Origin of the sequence: Photorhabdus hainanensis (assembly GCF_018448965.1) — a bacterium.
Lineage (GTDB): Bacteria > Pseudomonadota > Gammaproteobacteria > Enterobacterales > Enterobacteriaceae > Photorhabdus > Photorhabdus akhurstii.
Genome location: NZ_RCWD01000003.1, coordinates 1 through 20,249, shown reverse-complemented (window position 1 = coordinate 20,249; position 20,249 = coordinate 1). Strand labels below are relative to the sequence as shown.

General features: G+C 45.5%; 10 protein-coding genes and 1 pseudogene. 6 read left to right on the top strand and 5 right to left on the bottom strand.

Translation table 11 applies throughout. The annotated features are described in order from the left end of the window. From EAE92_RS02680 to EAE92_RS02670, 3 genes are all read right to left on the bottom strand, one after another. Nucleotides 1-7,382 (bottom strand): two-partner secretion domain-containing protein (locus EAE92_RS02680; protein WP_214066951.1); only part of this gene is annotated, 7,382 nt, incomplete at its 3' end. 59 nt (nt 7,383-7,441) lie between these two features. After that, nucleotides 7,442-9,106, bottom strand: a complete 1,665-nt coding sequence (locus EAE92_RS02675) for a ShlB/FhaC/HecB family hemolysin secretion/activation protein (RefSeq protein WP_246544980.1) — start codon at nt 9,104-9,106, stop codon at nt 7,442-7,444. A gap of 476 nt (nt 9,107-9,582) precedes the next feature. Beyond that, nucleotides 9,583-10,221: a YtjB family periplasmic protein gene (locus EAE92_RS02670; protein ID WP_214066949.1), complete on the bottom strand. Its 639-nt coding sequence runs from the start codon at nt 10,219-10,221 to the stop codon at nt 9,583-9,585. A 115-nt stretch (nt 10,222-10,336) separates the two neighbouring features. Between EAE92_RS02670 and serB the strand changes: the two genes are divergently transcribed. The 4 genes from serB to EAE92_RS02650 all read left to right on the top strand — a co-directional run bounded on the left by serB (nt 10,337) and on the right by EAE92_RS02650 (nt 15,514). Further along, nucleotides 10,337-11,314: a phosphoserine phosphatase gene (gene serB / locus EAE92_RS02665; protein ID WP_065389375.1), complete on the top strand. Its 978-nt coding sequence runs from the start codon at nt 10,337-10,339 to the stop codon at nt 11,312-11,314. Between the two features lie 146 nt (nt 11,315-11,460). Further along, on the top strand, nt 11,461-12,843 hold the full coding sequence (gene radA, locus EAE92_RS02660; protein WP_214066948.1) for a DNA repair protein RadA: 1,383 nt from the start codon (nt 11,461-11,463) through the stop codon (nt 12,841-12,843). A gap of 13 nt (nt 12,844-12,856) precedes the next feature. Next, the gene (gene nadR, locus EAE92_RS02655; protein ID WP_214066947.1) at nt 12,857-14,092 is read left to right on the top strand and encodes a multifunctional transcriptional regulator/nicotinamide-nucleotide adenylyltransferase/ribosylnicotinamide kinase NadR; all 1,236 of its coding nucleotides are present in this window, start codon (nt 12,857-12,859) and stop codon (nt 14,090-14,092) included. 675 nt (nt 14,093-14,767) lie between these two features. Further along, nucleotides 14,768-15,514, top strand: a complete 747-nt coding sequence (locus EAE92_RS02650) for an ABC transporter ATP-binding protein (protein WP_214066946.1) — start codon at nt 14,768-14,770, stop codon at nt 15,512-15,514. 38 nt (nt 15,515-15,552) lie between these two features. Here EAE92_RS02650 and ettA read toward each other — a convergent pair whose 3' ends face one another. Then, the gene (ettA, locus tag EAE92_RS02645) at nt 15,553-17,220 is read right to left on the bottom strand and encodes an energy-dependent translational throttle protein EttA (protein WP_214066945.1); all 1,668 of its coding nucleotides are present in this window, start codon (nt 17,218-17,220) and stop codon (nt 15,553-15,555) included. A gap of 377 nt (nt 17,221-17,597) precedes the next feature. Here ettA and sltY point away from each other — a divergent pair, with 377 nt between their 5' ends. Together sltY and trpR are read left to right on the top strand one after the other, a co-directional pair. Beyond that, nucleotides 17,598-19,514, top strand: a complete 1,917-nt coding sequence (gene sltY / locus EAE92_RS02640) for a murein transglycosylase (RefSeq protein ID WP_214066944.1) — start codon at nt 17,598-17,600, stop codon at nt 19,512-19,514. Between the two features lie 59 nt (nt 19,515-19,573). After that, a complete protein-coding gene (trpR, locus tag EAE92_RS02635) occupies nt 19,574-19,894 on the top strand; it encodes a trp operon repressor (RefSeq protein ID WP_011144939.1) in 321 nt (106 codons plus the stop codon). A 36-nt stretch (nt 19,895-19,930) separates the two neighbouring features. On the opposite strand, the pseudogene EAE92_RS02630 reads toward trpR, so the two are convergent. Next, nucleotides 19,931-20,122, bottom strand: a pseudogene (locus EAE92_RS02630) (DUF84 family protein); the annotation flags it as partial. Nucleotides 20,123-20,249 lie beyond the last annotated feature (127 nt).

Sequence of the window (20,249 nt, the reverse complement as noted above, 5' to 3'; positions counted from 1 at the left end):
CCGGTCTTGCCGCTGTTGAGGTTAGTCAGTAGTTCACCTTGTGTATCGAGTGTCAAATCATCCTTGGATTTCAACAGGCCGCCGCTGTTATCGGTTTTTTTCACGGTCAATGTGAGTGAGCCGGTTTCACTGGCGAGGGTCCCGCCTTGGTTTTTCAGTTCACCGCCGGTAACAGTGGTTGTTCCTGTACCTTTGATAAAACCATCTTGGTTGTCGATTTCACCGGTGGTCAGCGTCATAGTTCCTTTACTGATAACGCCTTTGGTCTCACCGCTTTTGGCGTTGGTCAGTTTTTCTCCATGCGTGTTCAGAGTCATATCGCCGGTAGATTCTATTCTTCCGCTTGTACTATTGAGTTCTCCGCTATCGAGCTGTAGGTTTTTCTTACTGAATATGGTACCAGCCACGTTGTTTAGTGCTTGCTGGTGAGTGTTAATGCGGGTTTCGTTACCACGAATATCGCCGCGGTCATTGATCAGTTTGCCGGTAGTCAGTTCCAAAGCGTCTTCCGCAACGATCCGGCCAGCGGTGTTATCAGTATCACCGGCTTCTAAGGTCAAGTCACTGCCGCTGCGTATGCCGAGGTTATTCCCGCTTTGCGTATTAGTCAGCTTTTGGCCGTGAGTGTTGAGTGAAAGGGTTGTTTTGGATTGCAGCAAACCACTCGTGTTATTCAGTTCGCCGGTGTTCATGGTGAGTTGTTGCTGCTGGCTGGCCATTTTACCGTTGGTATTATCAACGGCGCCTGTTGATGTCACGTTAAGCTGCTTATCGGCGATGACTCTTCCCTGTTGGTTATCGATAGTGCCCGCGGTTATTGTCAACTCTCCCTGGCTTGAGATCCCCTGTTTAGGCTGGCTGTTGCGGTTGGTTATTTTGCCTTGTTGCCCATCTAGAGTCAGGTTTTTATCCGCATGAATCCAGCCAGCTTCGTTATTGATGCCTTGAGTAGTTAGCTTGACATTGCCTGCACTGATTATTCCCCCGGTCTTGCCGCTGTTGAGGTTAGTCAGTAGTTCACCTTGTGTATCGAGTGTCAGATCACCTTTGGATTTCAACAGACCGCCGCTGTTATCGGTTTTTTTCACGGTCAATGTGAGAGAGCTGGTTTTACTGGCGAGAGTTCCGCCTTGGTTTTTCAATTCACCACCAGTAACGGTGGTTGCTTTTGTACCGATAATCACGCCATCTTGGTTGTCGATTTCACCAGTGGTTAGCGTCAGAGTTCCTTCACTGATAACGCCACCAGTATCGCCGCTTTTGGCATTGGTCAGTTTTTCTCCGTGCGTGTCCAGCGTCATATCGCCGGTAGACTCTATTCTCCCGCCGGTACTGTTGAGTTTTCCGCTATCGAGCTGTAGGTTTTTCTTACTGAATATGGTACCAGCCACGTTGTTTAGTGCTTGCTGGTGAGTGTTAATGCGGGTTTCGTTACCACGAATATCGCCGCGGTCATTGATCAGTTTGCCGGTAGTCAGTTCCAAAGCGTCTTCCGCAACGATCCGGCCAGCGGTGTTATCAGTATCACCGGCTTCTAAGGTCAAATCACTGCCGCTGCGTATGCCGAGGTTATTCCCGCTTTGCGTATTAGTCAGCTTTTGGCCGTGGGTGTTGAGTGAAAGAGTTGTTTTGGATTGCAGCAAACCACTCGTGTTATTCAGTTCACCGGTATTCATGGTGAGTTGTTGATGCTGGCTGAGCATTTTGCCGCTGGTATTATCAACGGCTCCTGTTGATGTCACGTTGAGCTGCTTATCGGCGATGACTCTTCCCTGTTGGTTATCGATAGCGCCCGCAGTTATTGTCAACTCTCCCTGGCTTGAGATCCCCTGTTTAGGCTGGCTGTTGCGGTTGATTATTTTGCCTTGTTTCCCATCTAGAGTCAGGTTTTTATCCGCATGAATCCAGCCAGCTTCGTTATTGATGCCTTGAGTAGTCAGCTTGACATTGCCTGTACTGATTATGCCTCCGGTCTTGCCGCTGTTGAGGTTAGTCAGTAGTTCACCTTGTGTATCGAGTGTCAAATCATCCTTGGATTTCAACAGGCCGCCGCTGTTATCGGTTTTTTTCACGGTCAAGGTGAGTGCGCTGGTTTCACTGGCGAGGGTTCCGCCTTGGTTTTTCAGTTCACCGCCGGTAACGATGGTTGTTCCTGTACCTTTGATAAAACCATCTTGGTTGTCGATTTCACCGGTGGTCAGCGTCATAGTTCCTTTACTGATAACGCCTTTGGTCTCACCGCTTTTGGCGTTGGTCAGTTTTTCTCCATGCGTGTTCAGAGTCATATCGCCGGTGGATTCTATTCTTCCGCTTGTACTATTGAGTTCTCCGCTATCGAGCTGTAGGTTTTTCTTACTGAATATGGTGCCAGCCACGTTGTTTAGTGCTTGCTGGTGAGTGTTAATGCGGGTTTCGTTACCACGAATATCGCCGTGGTCATTGATCAGTTTGCCGGTAGCCAGTTCTAAAGCATCTTCCGCGACGATCTTACCGCCAGTGCTGATCAGTTCATGCTGTTGTGTATCTAATTTCAGACTGGCTAAGGATTGTATCAGTCCACGTTGGTTGTTGACTGCTTGTGTTGTCAGATCGGCTTTTCCCTTCGAGAGGATTTTACCGTCAGTGTTGTTGAGGTTTTGGCTAGTTAGCGTGGTTTCACCTTGTACATCTATCAGGCCAGCGGTGTTATCAATTTCACCGGTTTCCAGTGTCAGATCACTGCCGCTGCGGATGCCGCGTTTTTCTCCGCTATGCGCGTTAGTCAGTTTCTGGCCGTGGGTGTTGAGTGAAAGAGTTGTTTTGGATTGCAGCAAACCACTCGTGTTATTCAGTTCACCGGTATTCATGGTGAGTTGTTGATGCTGGCTGAGCATTTTGCCGCTGGTATTATCAACGGCTCCTGTTGATGTCACGTTGAGCTGCTTATCGGCGATGACTCTTCCCTGTTGGTTATCGATGGTGTCCGCGGTTATTGTCAACTCTCCCTGGCTTGAGATCCCCTGTTCAGGCTGGCTGTTGCGGTTGGTTATTTTGCCTTGTTGCCCATCTAGAGTCAGGTTTTTATCCGCATGGATCCAGCCTGCTTCATTATTGATGCCTTGAGCGGTCAGCTTGACATTGCCTGTACCGATTATGCCCCCGGTCTTGCCGCTGTTGAGGTTGGTCAGTAGCTCACCTTGTGTATCGAGTGTCAGATCACCAGCAGATTTCAACAGGCCGCCGCTGTTATCGGTTTTTTTCACGGTCAAGGTGAGTGCGCTGGTTTCACTGGCGAGGGTCCCGCCTTGGTTTTTTAGTTCACCGCCGGTAACGATGGTTGTTCCTGTACCTTTGATAAAACCATCTTGGTTGTCGATCTCGCCAGTGGTAAAGGTCATTGTCCCTTTACTGAAAACACCACCAGTTTTACTGCTTTTAGCGGTGATCAGTTTTTCTCCGTGTGTGTCCAGCGTCATATCACCGGCGGACTCTATTCTCCCGCCGGTACTGTTGAGTTTTCCGCTATCGAGTTTTAGGTTTTTCTTACTGGTTATGGTGCCAGCCACGTTATTTAGCGCTTGCTGATGAGTGTTAATGTGGGTTTGATCGCCACGGATAGATCCGCGGTCATTGATCAATTTACCGGTAGCCAGTTCCAAGTCATTTTCCGCGATGATCCTGCCGTCGGTGCTAGTCAGTTCATGCTGTTGTGTATCTAATTTCAGACTGGTTGCGGATTGTATCTGTCCACTTTGGTTGTTGACCGCTTGTGTTGTCAGATCGGCTTTTTTCCGCGAGAGGATTTTACCGTCGGTGTTGTTGAGGTTTTGGCTAGTTAGCGTGGTTTCACCTTGTGCATCTATCAGGCCAGCGGTGTTATCAATTTCACCGGCTTCCAGTGTCAGATCACTGCCGCTGCGGATACCACGTTTTTCTCCGCTCTGTGCGTTAGTCAGTTTCTGGCCTTGGGTGTTGAGCGACAGGGTTGTGCCGGATTTCAACAGGCCGCCGGTATTGTCAACTGTCCCGGATGTCACGGTGAGTTGTTTATCAGCTTCTACAGATCCTTGATGGTTATCAATAGCGCTTGCAGTCAGCGTCAAGTCTCCTGAGCTACGGATACCCTGATTAGGCAGGCTGTCGCGGTTGGTTATGGTTCCTTTCTGCCCGTCAAGGATCAGGTTTTTTCCCGCATGGATTAGGCCAGCATCGTTGTTAACGCCTTGGGTCGTCAACTTCATGTCGCCTATGCTGATTATGCCCCGGTCTTTGCCGCTATTGGTGTTGGTTAGCAGCCCACCTTGAGTATCCAGTGTCAGGTCACTAGCGGATTGTAGTAACCCGCCGCTGTTGTCAGTTTTGTTTACCGTTAATGTCAGGGGGCCGGTTTTGCTGACAAGTTTTCCTCGTTGGTTGTGGAATTCTCCACCCGTTATCGTTGTTGTTCCCGTTCCAGTGATGGTGCCATCGTGGTTGTCGATCTCGCCTGTGGTTAAGGTCAGCGTTCCCTCGCTGATAACGCCACCGGTATCACCGCTTTTGGCGGTGGTCAGTTTTTCTCCGTGCGTATCCAGTGTCATATCGCCGGTAGATTCTATTTTCCCGCTTGTACTGTTGAGTTCTCCGCTATCTAGTTGAAGGTTTTTCTTACTGGATATGGCGCCGCTTTGGTTGCTCAGTGCTTGCTTATGGGTGTCAATGTTGATGCCATGACCACGGATAACGCCTGCGTCATTAGTCAGTTTACCGCTGGAAATGCGTAATGAGTCTTTGGCAATGATACCGCCAGTTTTGCCGCTGTCGGTATTGGTCAGGGCTTGGTTTTGGGTATCCAGCAACAGGTTTGACTCTGATTGGATCTGCCCGCGAGTGTTATTTAATGCTTGTGTGGTCAGTTCCGCCATCTTTTGTGATAAGAGTTGACCATCGGTATTGTCAACGTTACCAGCGTTAAGGGTGGTTTTTCCTTTAGCGGAAATAATGCCGGCGGTGTTGTTGATATCCCCTGTGCGGAGTTCCAGATTACCGTTGCTTAATATGCCTTTTTTGTTTTTGTCATCACTTTTAGCGTTAGTCAGTTTCTGCCCATGAGTATTGACTATCATGTCACTGCCAGATTGTAACAAACCAGACGTGTTATCCAGCTCACCGCTGTTTAGGGTGAGTTTTTCTTGGGCAATGACTTGTCCTGCGGTGTTGGTGAATTTATGTCCTTTGGTTTGGCTGTCTATCTGCTGAGCCAGTAATGATCCTTGATGGTTATTTAACGCCTGACTTTTTGTGGTGAGCGTCGTTTTGGCTTCGATTCGTCCGTCAACGTTTTCAATGTTTTTCCCAATGATCAGTTCTGTGCTGCCACCGGTTGCAGCGATTTTGCCCCGGTTGTTATCAAGCTGTGTTGCTGTGAGTTGGATATCTTGACCGGCTTCTAGCTGTCCATCTTGGTTATTCAGAGCGTCATCAACAGTCAGTTCCAAGGCTCCTTGTTTGGCTGCTATGATTTTGCCTTTGCTGTTATCCAAGGTGGCGGCATCGATTTTCAGGTTGCCATTACCTTTAATCTCGCCATTTTGGTTATTCAGAGTCTTGGCAGTGAGGGACATTCTGTCCTTACCCTGTTGCTGCATTATTCCACTCTGATGGCTTAATGTGTCTGTTGTTATTGTAATTTTGTCGGCGGTAGTAACTGCTTTTTTGTTCAGTTGCAGGTTGTGGGCTTGTATATCCAGCTCGCCATTGGAGAGTAGTTTGCCTCCGTCACCTATCCACTGATGGGTGTTGAGTGACAGTTTACCTTTGCCGGCGAGTTGAATTGTCCCTCCTTCCGTGTTGTCCGCCTCCTCGTGGACGGTTAAGTTCAGGTCATCCCCATTATTGGCGATTTTTCCATGACTGTTGTCCAGATTTCTTGTGGTGATAGCCAGTCGTTTCCCTTCATTGAGAATGGTCCCGCTGTGGTTATTCAGTGTTTGGGTGTTCAGTACCAGCTCGCCGTTGCCGGTTTGATTAATTTTCCCCTGCTTGTTGGATAAATCTGGAGTAGTTAAGTTGATTTCTCGTGCTACCAGTGTGCCGCCGTCATTGTTAAATTGGCCTGGTGTTTTAGCTGTAAAGCGGTCAGCGGTGACTGTAGAGTTGGCGGTGCTAATCTCTTGCTGACTGGCAGTGAGTTGAATGTTGTTGGCAGAAGTTTGGCTGCCGCTGAGCTCAATCTTTGTACTCTGTACTTCCAGAGTATTGGTTGCCAGATTTTTTCCATTGGCTTGAATTTGCTGTTTGGCGGTCAGTGTCAGCGATCCGGGCAGCGTGGCTTTCCCTTTATCATCAATTCCGGCGGCCAGAATACTGCCTTTGGCGCTCTGTATCGACTCCGCTTTGATTGTGGTGTTACTTCGTGCAGCGATTGTGCCACTGTTCTCAATCTGTCCATCAACTGTGATACGGACGTCACCGGCGGTTGCTCCGATGTGGCCGGCGTTACGTACACCTACGCCAAACTCGGTACCCACCAGCACGATTTTATTGGCGTACATGCCCCCCAAAGCGGCTACGTCCAGCGTAAATGATGGATTTTTGCTGCCGTCAGCAGTTTTTTTCTCAATATTCTGGTGAGCTGCGTCAACGATATTACGTCCGGTTGTGATTTTTAGATCTTTCGCGTGCAGTTTGCCGTTGATTACCACCGAGCGGGCAATAATTTCGGTGTAATTTTGTTGTGAGCTGTCCAGTCCCAAGTCTTCAATGCGGACTTCTCCTCGCTCAATATCAAAGCCTTTCAGTCGGCCTTGTTCCATCATGGCCTGTCCCGTGGTGAGTGTTGCGCGATGGGCGTTAATGAATCCACAACCGTTGCAGGTGATACCCGCCGGGTTGGCAATAATAACGTCGGCTTTTTGTCCGGCGACTTCTATCCAGCCATTGAGTTTGCTGGTGTTAATGCTGTTCACTTCATTGAGAATAATTTTGGCTTCTGCTTTGGAGAGCCACGGATTTCCCGCCACCATGCCACCTAGTTGAGTTTGGACAGCATCGTGACTGTTGTTGAGAATGACGCCTCGTTTATCAATATCAAATTGGGTGTAGGTATTATGCGAGATACCTGCGGCGTTAGGGGTTTGAATATCGATTTGTGGCGTACCGTTCGCACTGTTCAGGATAGTCGGTTGTTGATTACCCGGCGCTTGTCCGTCGGCCACAATATTTGCTTGCGTTGTTAGGGAGATGCAGCCAGTGGCTAACAATAAACTGAGTCTTAACGCCGTTAACCGGCAAAGGCATTGTGATGATTGCCGACGACTACGGCGGCGTACCGTACTACCTTGCCCGGAGGTGGCAATATCGGACACGACCATCAGCATGTTCCGGGCTTTGTTAAAGATAATACGATACAGATGCTTGTTCATTGTTTTTCTCCACTAACACTTTTTATCTGCGATAACTTTGGCTGCGTTGTTATTTTGAATTAGTACTGCCAGTACAAACTGAATCCGGTGGTGACTGATGAGGTTTGAAAGCCATCCGGTTTGGATAGCGGGATACCAGCAAACAGGTCATAGCTCACGCCTTTAAGACTGCCGCGATAGCCTAGAACGCCGCCCGCCAGATGTTTTCCCAGACGTTGCTCATTTCCCGGCCCGCCGATTTCGCCATAATCCACGCCCAAATACAGGGATTGACCATTCAGTGGCGTTTGCCATTCCAATTCATTACGGCTGTACCAACCATGATCTCCATTTAGCGTGCGTTCGCCGTCAAATCCGCGTACGGTCCAGCGGTTGCCGATTGAAAATTGATCCTGTGGCGTCAATGGCCTGGAGCTTATTTGGCGCAGGTACTGGGTTTTATAGATGAATGGTTGAGAAAATAGGGTAAACGGCGCAGAAAGTGCCGCGGAAAACTGGGTTGTTTTAAGTAGGGCGGTCGCTGTACCGCGGATCTCTTCTTGTGCGGGCAGTGCCCCAAACCAGCGTGTTCCCTGTTGGTAAGTCACTCCGGCATCCAGGGTCGCTTTACCGATGTAGTGACGATGGGATAATCCCAGTTTCCAGCCAGCTGTTTCCCGACGTTGTACGCTGATTTCCAGGTCATTAATAAAACTCTTGGATGTGCGACGATAAATTTCACCATTAACCGAAGTTTTCTGACTGGCGTTACGATGCAGGACTCGGCTCAGTTGGACATTCAGGTTTTTGCTTTTACCGCTGTATTTGTCGTCTCCATTTGGCCTGGCAACCTTTTGGTTGTAATCGTAATTACTGGCGGTGATGCCGGCCATCCAGTATCCCACCGGTAGGGAGTAGTGGATGGTGTAGTTTTTGCTGCTGCGGCCAGAAGGGGAGTGAATATCGCGCCCGCCGGAGATATAAAATAGATCACTCAACGCGAGGGGATTATCCAGATATAAAGTTAACCCGCCTTGATAACGCCCGGTACTTTTAGAACCAGAATCATCCAGATAGGAGGCTAGCCGCCAATGTCTTGACTGACGCCAGTCCAGTACGATATCGCTTTCTCCTAACTGCTCATTCGGTACAATTTCCATGTTGGCTTGAACGGTAGGAAAACGTTGTAAATTTTCTAATCCCTGTTCGATATCCCGTAAATCAAGCAATTTTCCTTCGCGGGGAGGGAATGTGGTTATCCGTTGGATATAATTGCCGCTTTCAGCGGTATAGCGAATATGTCCAACTTTTCCCGGTAAGATCATCAGCTTTAATGTCTTGGAATTAAGATCCTGACTGGGAGCTAATACTCTGCTAGTGACATAGCCATGATTAATTAATCGGTTTTGTATCCGAGTCATTAATATATTAATCCCTTGGGTGCCCAGGCAGTGGTTTTCTCCCTGTTGAGCTAAACGTTTTAAAGGTAACCAGTGAGGAAAATGTTCGGTGCCTTCAAGAACGACATGCGTAATAGGAAAACAAGGCGTATCGACAGGAAATTCAGAAGGTACTGCTGTTTCAGGAACAGACAGACGAATATCCTCTGGCGGCGGTGCTAATTGGGCTTCCAACGCTTTCTGCCGTTCCTGTTGATGAATAAGTTGCTGATCTGATATTTCGGCGGCTTTCACACCGGTAGTAACAAAAAGAAAACTAGTGAAAATAATGACTTTTTTTTGCATTATCCTTTTGCATCCCGCACGCATCATATAATTTTTGGGGCGCTATTAGTCATGAATTTGACTTAATAATCAATATGTGGATTTACGAATTGATATGATTAAGAAATATGGCTTATTTTAAATTTATAATAAAAACAACTAGATATATTTTTGCTAGAAAATAAGCAAAAATTAAAAATGCTTTGTTAATTAATGAGTTATATAACTATCATTAGGTATTTCTAATTTAATCCTATATATTGATAAATATGTGACACATATCACTAAGAATATTATAGTGTAATTACGGTTAAAGTAACGCTTGAAATTATTATCTTGGGTATTAAATGAATGTAAGGATATTTTCTTCTATGGTTAGATTGATTATTTATTAATTCATTGGTGGGTGTTTGTTTTTCAGTGAATATGCAAATGGGTTAAATTATTGGTGATTGTCAGAATCAATCACCAAGGTGAAATAATGATTTAGCGAGAAATTATTTCTCTTCTTCTTCACTTGATTTGCTGTTGGCTGTCAGCAAATAAGGCGATTGCTGCCAGCGGCTTGGGGTTAATTGCAACAGGTTATGTGCCAGAATAAAACCAATTGCTAAAGCGAGTAAAATCATGATCCGAAGTAAGTTAGTCGTGTTATCCACCTGCTTGGACTCTGTTGCCAGTTTGTGGGTATCCAGTGTCAGGCGTAGAAAACCTTTTGGCTCCTCTTTTCCCGGAATGGGAGTGACTATCTGGTAGTTAAAATAGCTGCCCGCTTTTTTACCATCCAAAGATAGACGATCCCGCACCGAGACGTCCTCTCCGCTATGAGCAACTTGTGTTCCATTGTTAAGATAGACACTGGCATCAAGTATGCGGCTGTTTGTCGTTAGATGATGCAAATTAGCCTGTATTCGCTCATTATTAAGATCTTTGCTGCCACTCTCCATATAATCAGATAAGCTGAATGCGACTTGTTTTGCCAAGGTTTTTGCCAATTCCTCAAATTGATCCATCTGGGCTTGTTGGTGAGAACGGCTAAAATAAGAAACGCCCTGCATTAGAAATACTAATAAAGCAATGCAAATCAATATAATAGCTGTTTTATGCAGTCGGAATTTTAATTTAGCTTTGATCATCGTTATCTCTTCCAAGCTTTGGCCAACGCCATGTTGCCAGATGCAATACAGAGAGGATAGTTTGAAGCGCAATTTTTTGCTGTTAAATCATGTGGGATTACAGGAGTAGGGATTAATGTCTAATAACCTGGCTTATCACTATTTGCCGGAAGAGGTCCATAAGTGGCCGGGATTACCACTTTCGTTAAGTGGCGAAGAAGTTATGCCATTGGATTACCGAGCTGGTGACAGTGGCTGGTTGATATATGGTCGTGGCCTGGATAAACAACGTATCAGTAATTTTCAGCATCGGCTCGGCGCCGCTATTGTTATCGTCTCTTCATGGCGCATTGATGATTATCAGGTGGTACGCATTGCCGGAAATTTGACTACGCGTATTAAGCGGCTAGCTGATGAATGTCGGTTGGATGTGGTTCCTTTAGGGCAGATCCCACGGTTGCGATCACCGGGTTTGCTGGTGATGGATATGGATTCAACGGCAATTCAAATTGAATGTATTGATGAAATAGCCCGTTTGGCCGGCGTAGGTGATAAAGTCGCTGAAATTACTGAGCGAGCGATGCAAGGAGAGTTGGATTTTTCTGATAGCCTGCGGGAGCGGGTTGCCCAGTTGGCTGGGGCTGATGCTGATATCTTGCGGCAGGTTGTCGAAAATTTACCACTTATGCCGGGGCTGACCAGTTTGGTGCGTAAGTTACAATCCCTTGATTGGCATGTGGCAATCGCGTCGGGTGGTTTTACCTATTTTGCTGACCATTTACGTCGGAATTTACGTTTGATGGCTGCGGTAGCCAATCAATTAGAAGTAAAAAATGGCAAGTTGACAGGTAAGGTTATCGGGCCAATTGTTGATGCTAAATATAAGGCTGCTACATTGGTGAAGTTGGCGAAAAAACTGGATATCCCATTGGAACAGACTGTCGCGATTGGTGATGGCGCTAATGATTTGAAGATGATCCGCAAAGCAGGGTTAGGTATCGCTTACCATGCTAAACCGAAAGTTTATGCACAGTCGAAAGTGACTATCCGTCATGCTGATCTCATGGGAGTATTGTGTGTGTTAAGTTGTGGTCTCAAACACGAAGAACGTTAATATACCCTATGGATTTCAAGATGCATCGCGACGGCAAGGGAGCGAATCCCCGGGAGCATAGATAACTATGCGACTGGGGTGAGTGAGTGCAGCCAACAAAGAGGCAACTTGAAAGATGACGGGTATAGAGTTTTTAGGAGTGCAGAGTGGCTAAAGCAGCAAAGCGGGCATTTGTCTGTAATGAGTGTGGAGCGGATTATCCGCGCTGGCAGGGGCAATGTAGTGCGTGTCATGCCTGGAATACCATTACTGAGGTGCGTTTGGCCGCAGCGTCTTCCTCCCGTAATGACAGGTTCAGTGGTTATGCGGGAGATGCTGGCGTCAGCAGAGTTCAGAAATTATCAGAGATTAGTCTGGAAGAACTTCCTCGTTTTTCTACCGGATTTAAAGAGTTCGATCGGGTGCTTGGCGGCGGTGTTGTTCCCGGTAGCGCGATTCTGATCGGCGGTAATCCGGGAGCCGGGAAAAGTACCTTATTGTTGCAGACGATGTGTCAGTTGTCTGCGCAGATGAAAACTTTATATGTCACCGGGGAGGAGTCGTTACAGCAGGTTGCAATGCGTGCGCACCGGTTGGGGTTGCCGGCTGATAATCTGAATATGTTGTCAGAAACCAGCATTGAACAAATTTGTCTGATTGCGGAACAGGAGCAGCCGAAGTTGATGGTGATTGACTCCATTCAGGTGATGCATATGGCGGATATCCAATCTTCGCCGGGGAGTGTCGCTCAGGTGAGAGAGACTGCCGCTTATCTGACTCGGTTTGCTAAGACTCGTGGCGTTGCCATTGTTATGGTCGGTCATGTGACCAAAGATGGTTCGTTGGCGGGGCCGAAAGTGTTGGAACACTGTATTGATTGCTCTGTGATGCTTGATGGTGAAGCGGATTCCCGCTTTCGCACGTTACGTAGTCATAAAAACCGTTTTGGGGCGGTTAATGAGCTTGGCGTATTCGCTATGACAGAACAAGGGTTGCGTGAAGTGAGTAATCCATCAGCGATTTTCCTGAGCCGTGGGGATGAAGTTACCGCGGGCAGTTCTGTCATGGTGGTGTGGGAAGGGACTCGTCCTCTGTTGGTAGAGATTCAAGCGCTGGTGGATCACTCAATGATGACTAATCCGCGGCGGGTGGCTGTGGGTTTGGAGCAAAACCGGCTGGCTATTCTGTTGGCGGTTCTTCATCGTCACGGAGGTTTGCAAATGTCCGATCAGGATGTGTTTGTGAATGTAGTGGGGGGAGTTAAGGTCGCGGAAACCAGCGCGGATCTCGCTTTATTGCTCTCTTTAGTCTCCAGTTTTCGGGATAGGCCGTTACCCCGTGATTTGGTTGTATTTGGCGAAGTCGGGTTGGCAGGAGAAATCCGCCCTGTTCCCAGTGGGCAGGAACGCATATCCGAAGCCGCTAAACATGGTTTCAAACGGGCGATAGTGCCTTATGCCAATATGCCCAAAAAAGCGCTGCCAGAGATGCAAGTTTTTGGTGTGAAAAAGCTGGCGGATGCGTTATCTGTTATGGAAGATTTTGATTAAACAGGGAGGAGATATGGGCCAATTTGATTATCTTAAAGAAGCGATTAAACAAACAGGTTATACGTTGCAACAGGTTGCCGATGCAAGTGGTATGACTAAAGGTTATCTCAGTCAATTAATTAATGACAAAATTAAAAGTCCCAGCGCCCAAAAACTGGCTGCTCTCCATCACTATCTGAGGTTGCAATATCCTGTACAAAATAAAACTGTTGGAGTGGTGTTTGGCAAGTTCTATCCATTGCATACCGGGCATATCTATCTGATTCAACGGGCCTGTAGTCAGGTGGATGAGTTGCATATTATGCTTTGCCATGATGAGCCTAGAGATCGGGAGCTGTTTATAAGCAGTTCTATGTCTCAGCAACCTACGGTGAGTGATCGTCTGCGCTGGTTGCTGCAAACGTTTAAGTATCAGAAAAATATTCATATTCACTCTTTTGATGAACAGGGAATTGAACCCTATCCACATGGTTGGGGGGTGTGGAGTGAAGGCATGAAAGCCTTTATGGCAAAAAAAGGTATTAATCCAACTTATATATATTCCAGTGAAACTCAGGATGCTTGCCGATATAAAGAGCATTTAGGAATTGAGACTATTCTTATCGATCCACAACGTTCATTTATGAAAATCAGTGGTCGGCATATTCGCCAGGACCCATTCCGCCATTGGGAATATATTCCTACGGAAGTGAAACCTTTCTTTGTTCGTACCGTAGCGATTCTTGGTGGAGAATCCAGTGGTAAATCTACGTTAGTTAACAAATTGGCAAATATTTTTAATACGACAAGCGCTTGGGAATATGGTCGTGATTATGTTTTTTCTCATCTGGGGGGCGATGAGATGGCGCTACAATATTCGGACTATGACAAGATTGCATTAGGACAAGCCCAGTATATTGATTTTGCCGTAAAATATGCGAATAAGGTTGCATTTATAGATACCGATTTTGTCACTACCCAAGCATTCTGTAAGCGATATGAAGGACGTGAACATCCGTTTGTTCAGGCATTAATTGATGAATATCGATTTGATTTGGTCATTCTACTGGAAAACAACACCCCTTGGGTTGCTGACGGTTTGCGTAGTCTTGGCAGCGAACAGGATCGTAAAGAGTTCCAGCAACTACTGGAGGATATGCTGAAAAGTAATAATATTGAATATGTCAATGTGGATTCACCTGATTATGATCAGCGTTTCCTACGTTGTATTGAACTCATTCAGCAACTTTTAGCGGCTAATCCTAAATGACACGTTAGTTGAATCGTTTGTAATTAGGTTTATATATAATATTTTATATGATAAATTAATAAATATATATCCAATCACAATATGCATTGTGGGTGGATATTTTTATTTCCTGTAAGTAATAAAATATATAACAGCTATTAATATTTTTGATACTTCTATTGATTATTTATTTCTTGAATAAAAACAAAATTAATAATTAAATACTTCCCGGTTGATTTATAAATAAAAGTTCTTGGGTTTTTGATTGGTCTGGGAATAAGAGAGGGTTGATTTCTTTATTAATAATTTAATGTTCGATATGTAGCTGTTATTATGATGATTAAATATTAATTTTAACATGTTGTTATGATATTAAGGTGTTTTTATCTATAAAAAATTATTTGTCTGATGTTATTTTTTTATTTGTACTAACAAGATAGTCGCCTATTGTTAATGAATGGTTGGTAGGAATGGGTTGCTCTTGTTTAGTAAAATTTTGATTTTAGCATGCAGATAGTCATTTGAAATAGTCACTGGTAGAAATATTGATATACTTTCAATTGAGATATTTCTTATATGATTTTCCCTCGTTTGTGTAATCTTATAATGATGAATATCTGTATTTTTACGGATTGCTCTGGCTGTAAGAGTTACTGATAATGCCAGATTTCTTACACTATTAATTATGCTGAGATAATGAATTTGAATCAAATCGCTACGATTGAAGCCATTGATATTTCATATGGTTTTTCGAAAAGTAAAGCTAACCAGAAAATGATTTCAGACATCACTCTTTCTATTTTTCCAGGTGAATTTACTTTGATTAATGGGGATCTCTGTTCAGGAAAAAGTACTTTGCTGGCAATGATTTCTGGGTTATTGCCTCTCGACGGAGGAAAAATATTAATTGCTGATAATGAATTGGGGAGGATGAATAACTTCGAGTTAGATAGATTTCATTTGATAAATTGTGGTTTTATCTTTCAAAGAATTAATTTATCTAATGAACTTACGGTTCTGGATAATTTGCTATTATCTCTTTCTTGTGGAATCACGGCTTCTCATCAGGAAGCAACAGTCAGGGCAACCAAGGCACTGAATATTGTTGGTTTGAAACACAAGAAAGATATATATCCCAAGGAATTACGCGATAATGAAAAACAACGGGTGGCAATAGCCAGCGCCATTGTGAAAAGTCCTCGGTATTTGTTTGCTGATGAGCCAACCCGTTATCTTGATAATGATGACTGCCAAATAGCGATTGATATCTTAAATTTTATTGCTCATAACCAAAGAGGTACGGTTGTTGTGGCTTCACAGGATAATAGGCTTATCAAACATGCAGATCGTATTATTACGTTGAAAGAAGGAAAGATTATCCATGACACGTATCTTACACATAGCATAATGAATAAGACTATGAGTTTATATCTAAATAATTGAGTGGAAAACGGCCTGTCTCCAGGCCATTTTCAATATGATTATTTGCTGATTCTCTTATATTTAATGCGATGCGGTTCCAGTGCTTCTGCTCCGAGAGTCCGCTTTTTATAGTCTTCGTATTCACTAAAGTTACCTTCAAAGAAAGTGACTTTACCTTCATCTTGGTAATCAATGATGTGGGTTGCGATACGATCAAGGAACCAACGATCATGGGAAATAACCATCGCACAACCTGGGAATTCCAGCAAGGCGTTTTCCAGTGCGCGCAAGGTTTCAATGTCCAGATCGTTGGTTGGTTCGTCGAGCAACAGCATGTTACCGCCAACTTGCAGTAGTTTAGCCAGATGCAGCCGTCCTCTTTCACCACCAGACAGTTCACCGACACGTTTGCCTTGATCAACACCTTTGAAGTTAAAACGGCCAACATAGGCGCGACTTGGCAGCTCGAAGTTACCTATACGCATGATATCCTGACCGCCGGAAATCTCTTCCCAAACGGTTTTCTTATCATCCATGCTGTCACGGAACTGATCGACAGAAGCGAGTTTGACGGTTTCACCTAACGTGATAGTGCCGGAATCGGGCTGTTCTTGATTGGAGATCATACGGAACAGGGTAGATTTACCGGCGCCGTTAGGCCCGATAATCCCAACAATCGCCCCTTTTGGCAGAGAGAAGCTCAGATTATCAATCAGAACCCGGTCGCCATAGGATTTGGTTAAATTTTCCACTTCCAGAACTTTGTCGCCCAGGCGTGGCCCAGGTGGAATAAACAGTTCGCTGGTTTCGTTACGTTTCTGGTATTCAACGCTATTTAATTCTTCAAAACGGGCCAGACGTGCTTTACCTTTTGCCTGACGGCCTTTCGGATTTTGGCGAACCCATTCCAGCTCTTTCTCAATGGATTTACGACGCGCGGCTTCTGTTGCGGCTTCTTGAGCCAGACGAGCATCTTTCTGTTCCAGCCATGAAGAGTAGTTGCCTTCCCACGGAATACCTTCACCACGGTCAAGTTCCAGAATCCAACCGGCAACGTTATCAAGGAAATAGCGGTCATGGGTAATGGCGACAACAGTACCTTCGTAATCGTGCAGGAAGCGCTCCAGCCAGGCGACAGATTCGGCGTCAAGGTGGTTCGTGGGCTCGTCCAGTAGCAGCATATCGGGTTTTTCCAGCAGTAAGCGGCAGAGTGCCACACGGCGGCGCTCCCCTCCGGACAGATGCTCGACTTTTGCATCCCACGGCGGCAAACGCAGGGCATCAGCGGCGCGTTCAAGCTGGTTATCAAGGTTATGGCCGTCGTGGGACTGAATAATCGCTTCCAGTTCACCTTGCTCTTTAGCCAGTTTGTCAAAATCAGCGTCAGGATCAGCATAGGCTGCGTAGACTTCATCCAAACGAGTCAGCGCGTGTTTTACCTCGCTGACCGCTTCTTCCACGGCTTCGCGGACAGTGTGCTCAAGGTTTAATTTAGGCTCCTGTGGTAGATAGCCAATTTTAATTCCTGGTTGAGGGCGAGCTTCTCCTTCGATATCTTTATCGATGCCAGCCATAATGCGCAGTAAGGTCGATTTACCGGCGCCATTAAGGCCAAGGACGCCAATTTTTGCTCCTGGAAAGAAACTCAAGGAGATATTTTTCAGAATATGACGTTTCGGGGGAACAATTTTACCGACCCGATGCATGGTGTAGACGTATTGAGCCACGTTGCTATAAGCCTCGCTATCTCTGATGGTGATAATGATAATGCCTGTTTTGCGAAGCAAGTCGCATGGACAGGGCGCGTTGATGCCTGATTATATCTGTTTAGGTTATTGATGTTCATCTGAACACGATTTGTCACAGTTTACCCGATTTAAGTCAATAAACTCTATAACCCAATTGCTCGAATAAGATGATCCTAGATTGGGTTGGCTAAAGTGAATGAGTTTATTAGATAAAGAACTTACCTGTTATGAATATATAGTTATATATCTCATCATAGGATAAATTAATGTGGTAATCGGTGGTAATTATATTATTATGCTGTTTATACATTCGTAATATTAACCTATTTGATTTGATCTCCGGAAGGAGCGTGGTAATGGCTAAATGGCAATACCTTGCGGTAGCAGCAGGGTTGGTTTTTATCTCTATAGCAGCAAGCGCTGATTCTCTGGAAAATCAGCGGCAGAGATATCAGCAAATTAAACAAGCGTGGAATGTCGGCGATAAGGCTGAAATCGCGAGGCTGATGCCAACGTTGAAAGACTATCCGCTTTATCCTTATCTGCAATACCGGGAGCTGACTCAGGATCTGTCATTTGCTACATCAACGAAGATCCATGATTTTGTTGATCGCCACCCTAATCTGCCTCCCGCACGTTCTTTATCATCCCGTTTTATCAATGAGCTTGCACGCCGCGAAGATTGGCGCGAGATATTGGCGTTCACTTCTACTGCGCCGAAACCTATTACCGCCCGCTGTCATTACTATTTTGCTAAATGGGCTACAGGTGAGGAACAGGTTGCCTGGCAGGGAGCGAAAGAGGTTTGGTTGAATGGTCGTTCTTTGCCAGCCAGTTGCGATAAATTATTTGATGTTTGGCAGCAAACCGGCCATTTATCAGCGAAACTGATATTACAGCGTATTAGTCTTGCGTTAAAAGCGGGGAATACGTCACTGGTCAGTTACCTCGCTAAACAACTGCCACTGGGATACAAAAGTATCAGTGAAGGTCTGATTAAATTGCAGGATGATCCTGCGACTGTAGCGGATTTTGCTAATCATACCGGGCCGACTGATTTTACCCGTGTAGCTACTTTAGCGGCTTTCTCGCGTTTCGCGCGTCAAGATCCGGAACAGGCAAGAGCGATCATCTCATCAATTGTCAGAGTACAAAAGATGAATGCAAACGAACGTCAGCGATTAAAAGAGATTGTTGTCTGGCAGTTAATGGGCGAGGTGAGCGATGAACAAGAGAAGTGGCGTGATGATGTGATCCGCGATAGCCAATCTGTTGCATTGCTTGAGCGTCGTGTTCGTTTGGCGTTGGGTCGTGCAGATGAGCGTGGTGTGGCTCAATGGATAAAATTGCTACCGTTAGAGAAGCAGAGCAAAGAAGAATGGCGTTATTGGCAAGCTAACATTCTATTGGCGCAGGGTAATAAAAGCGAAGGTGAGGCGATATTGCGTAAGCTGACAGAAGGCCGTGGTTTTTATCCAATGGTTGCTGCACAGAAACTGAATGTCAGCTATCCGCTGGTGATGAATAGCGCAAAAAAGCCAGATGCGGCTATTGCTTCAATACCCGAAGTACAGAGAGTGAGAGAACTACTATATTGGCAAATGGATAATCTTGCTCGCATAGAGTGGAGCTACCTGGTCGCCAGCCAAGATAAATTAAAACAACAGCAACTGGCGCGTTATGCTTTCGATCAAAAATGGGCGGCTCTAAGTGTACAGGCGACAATAACTGGAAAAATGTGGGACTACCTTGAAGAACGTTTTCCATTGGCATGGCTGCGGGAATTTAGTCATTTCACTGCGAATAAAGGCATTTCTCAAAGTTATGCGATGGCGATAGCCCGTCAAGAAAGCGCCTGGAATCCGCAGGCCAGTTCACCAGTCGGGGCAATGGGGTTGATGCAGGTGATGCCGGAAACGGCGGAGGATACGGTTAAGCGAAATGGCATTCAAGGATATGTAAACAGTAGCCAACTTATAAACCCGCTGACGAATATCGAAATCGGTACTGCTTATCTTGAGTCAGTTTATCTGCGTTTTGGAAATAATCGGATACTTGCCAGCGCTGCCTATAATGCGGGACCAACGCGGGTAGAGCGCTGGTTATCTAACAGTGATGGGCGACTGGATGCGATAGCTTTTATTGAAAGCATTCCATTTGCTGAAACTCGCAATTATGTCAAAAATGTTTTGGTTTATGATGTTTTCTATAGTCATTTCATGGGCAAATCATCAAACGTGCTGACTAACGCGGAGTGGCAAAGGCGTTATTGATTTATGGCAAACTATGTTATGCTGCTGTACTAGTTAAATAGTATGATGACTGATTGATTATGACGACGAATCATCTGACAGACCCGGCGCTTTCGCCGCAAGATCATGAAGATTGGCAATGTTTCGTGACATTACTCCAACAGGCTTTTGCTGAAAATCTACAGCATCCGATTTTGCAGTTATTATTGACGCCAGATGAACGGACAGCGCTAGCTACCAGGGTACGAATCATCAAGGAGTTGATGAGTGGCAAAATGAGTCAACGTGAGCTGAAAAATGAACTTGGGGTGGGTATTGCGACGATTACGCGCGGCTCTAATAGCTTGAAGTTTGCCTCAAACGATGTGAAGGCGTGGTTGGAACAGCAATTATTAAAATAGCAGGCCGCCGACTGCGGCCTAATGGTGAATGCCTGTTTAACGGGCGTTCAGCGCTTTATAAATTTCATGATGTACCGGCACCAAAGCGAGTATCAGAGCTTGGTGGTACACACTGGTACGAGTCAGGATGCCATCAGTAAAAAAGCCAATCGCCCCATCTTTCTGCTTGATGTTATTGATGCCTGTAAGATAAGCCATTTCATGGCCTAATTCCCGACCTTCTCGAATGAGGGCGTTCAGAATTCTGTGTCACGTTAATTTAGCGATTACAACGTTATCACATTATCCAAACGTCCTTCAAAGTAAATATAGAGTTGCGACAGCGTTAGATTCCAGCTCTGTATTGGCATTGTCC

Excerpts from the sequence above, each read along its gene's own strand:
- EAE92_RS02675 (WP_246544980.1), bottom strand. The coding sequence starts at position 9,106 with ATGCAAAAAAAAGTCATTATTTTCACTAGTTTTCTTTTTGTTACTACC.
- EAE92_RS02670 (WP_214066949.1), bottom strand. The coding sequence starts at position 10,221 with ATGATCAAAGCTAAATTAAAATTCCGACTGCATAAAACAGCTATTATA.
- serB (WP_065389375.1), top strand. The coding sequence starts at position 10,337 with ATGTCTAATAACCTGGCTTATCACTATTTGCCGGAAGAGGTCCATAAG.
- nadR (WP_214066947.1), top strand. The coding sequence starts at position 12,857 with ATGGGCCAATTTGATTATCTTAAAGAAGCGATTAAACAAACAGGTTAT.
- EAE92_RS02650 (WP_214066946.1), top strand. The coding sequence starts at position 14,768 with ATGAATTTGAATCAAATCGCTACGATTGAAGCCATTGATATTTCATAT.
- sltY (WP_214066944.1), top strand. The coding sequence starts at position 17,598 with ATGGCTAAATGGCAATACCTTGCGGTAGCAGCAGGGTTGGTTTTTATC.
- trpR (WP_011144939.1), top strand. The coding sequence starts at position 19,574 with ATGACGACGAATCATCTGACAGACCCGGCGCTTTCGCCGCAAGATCAT.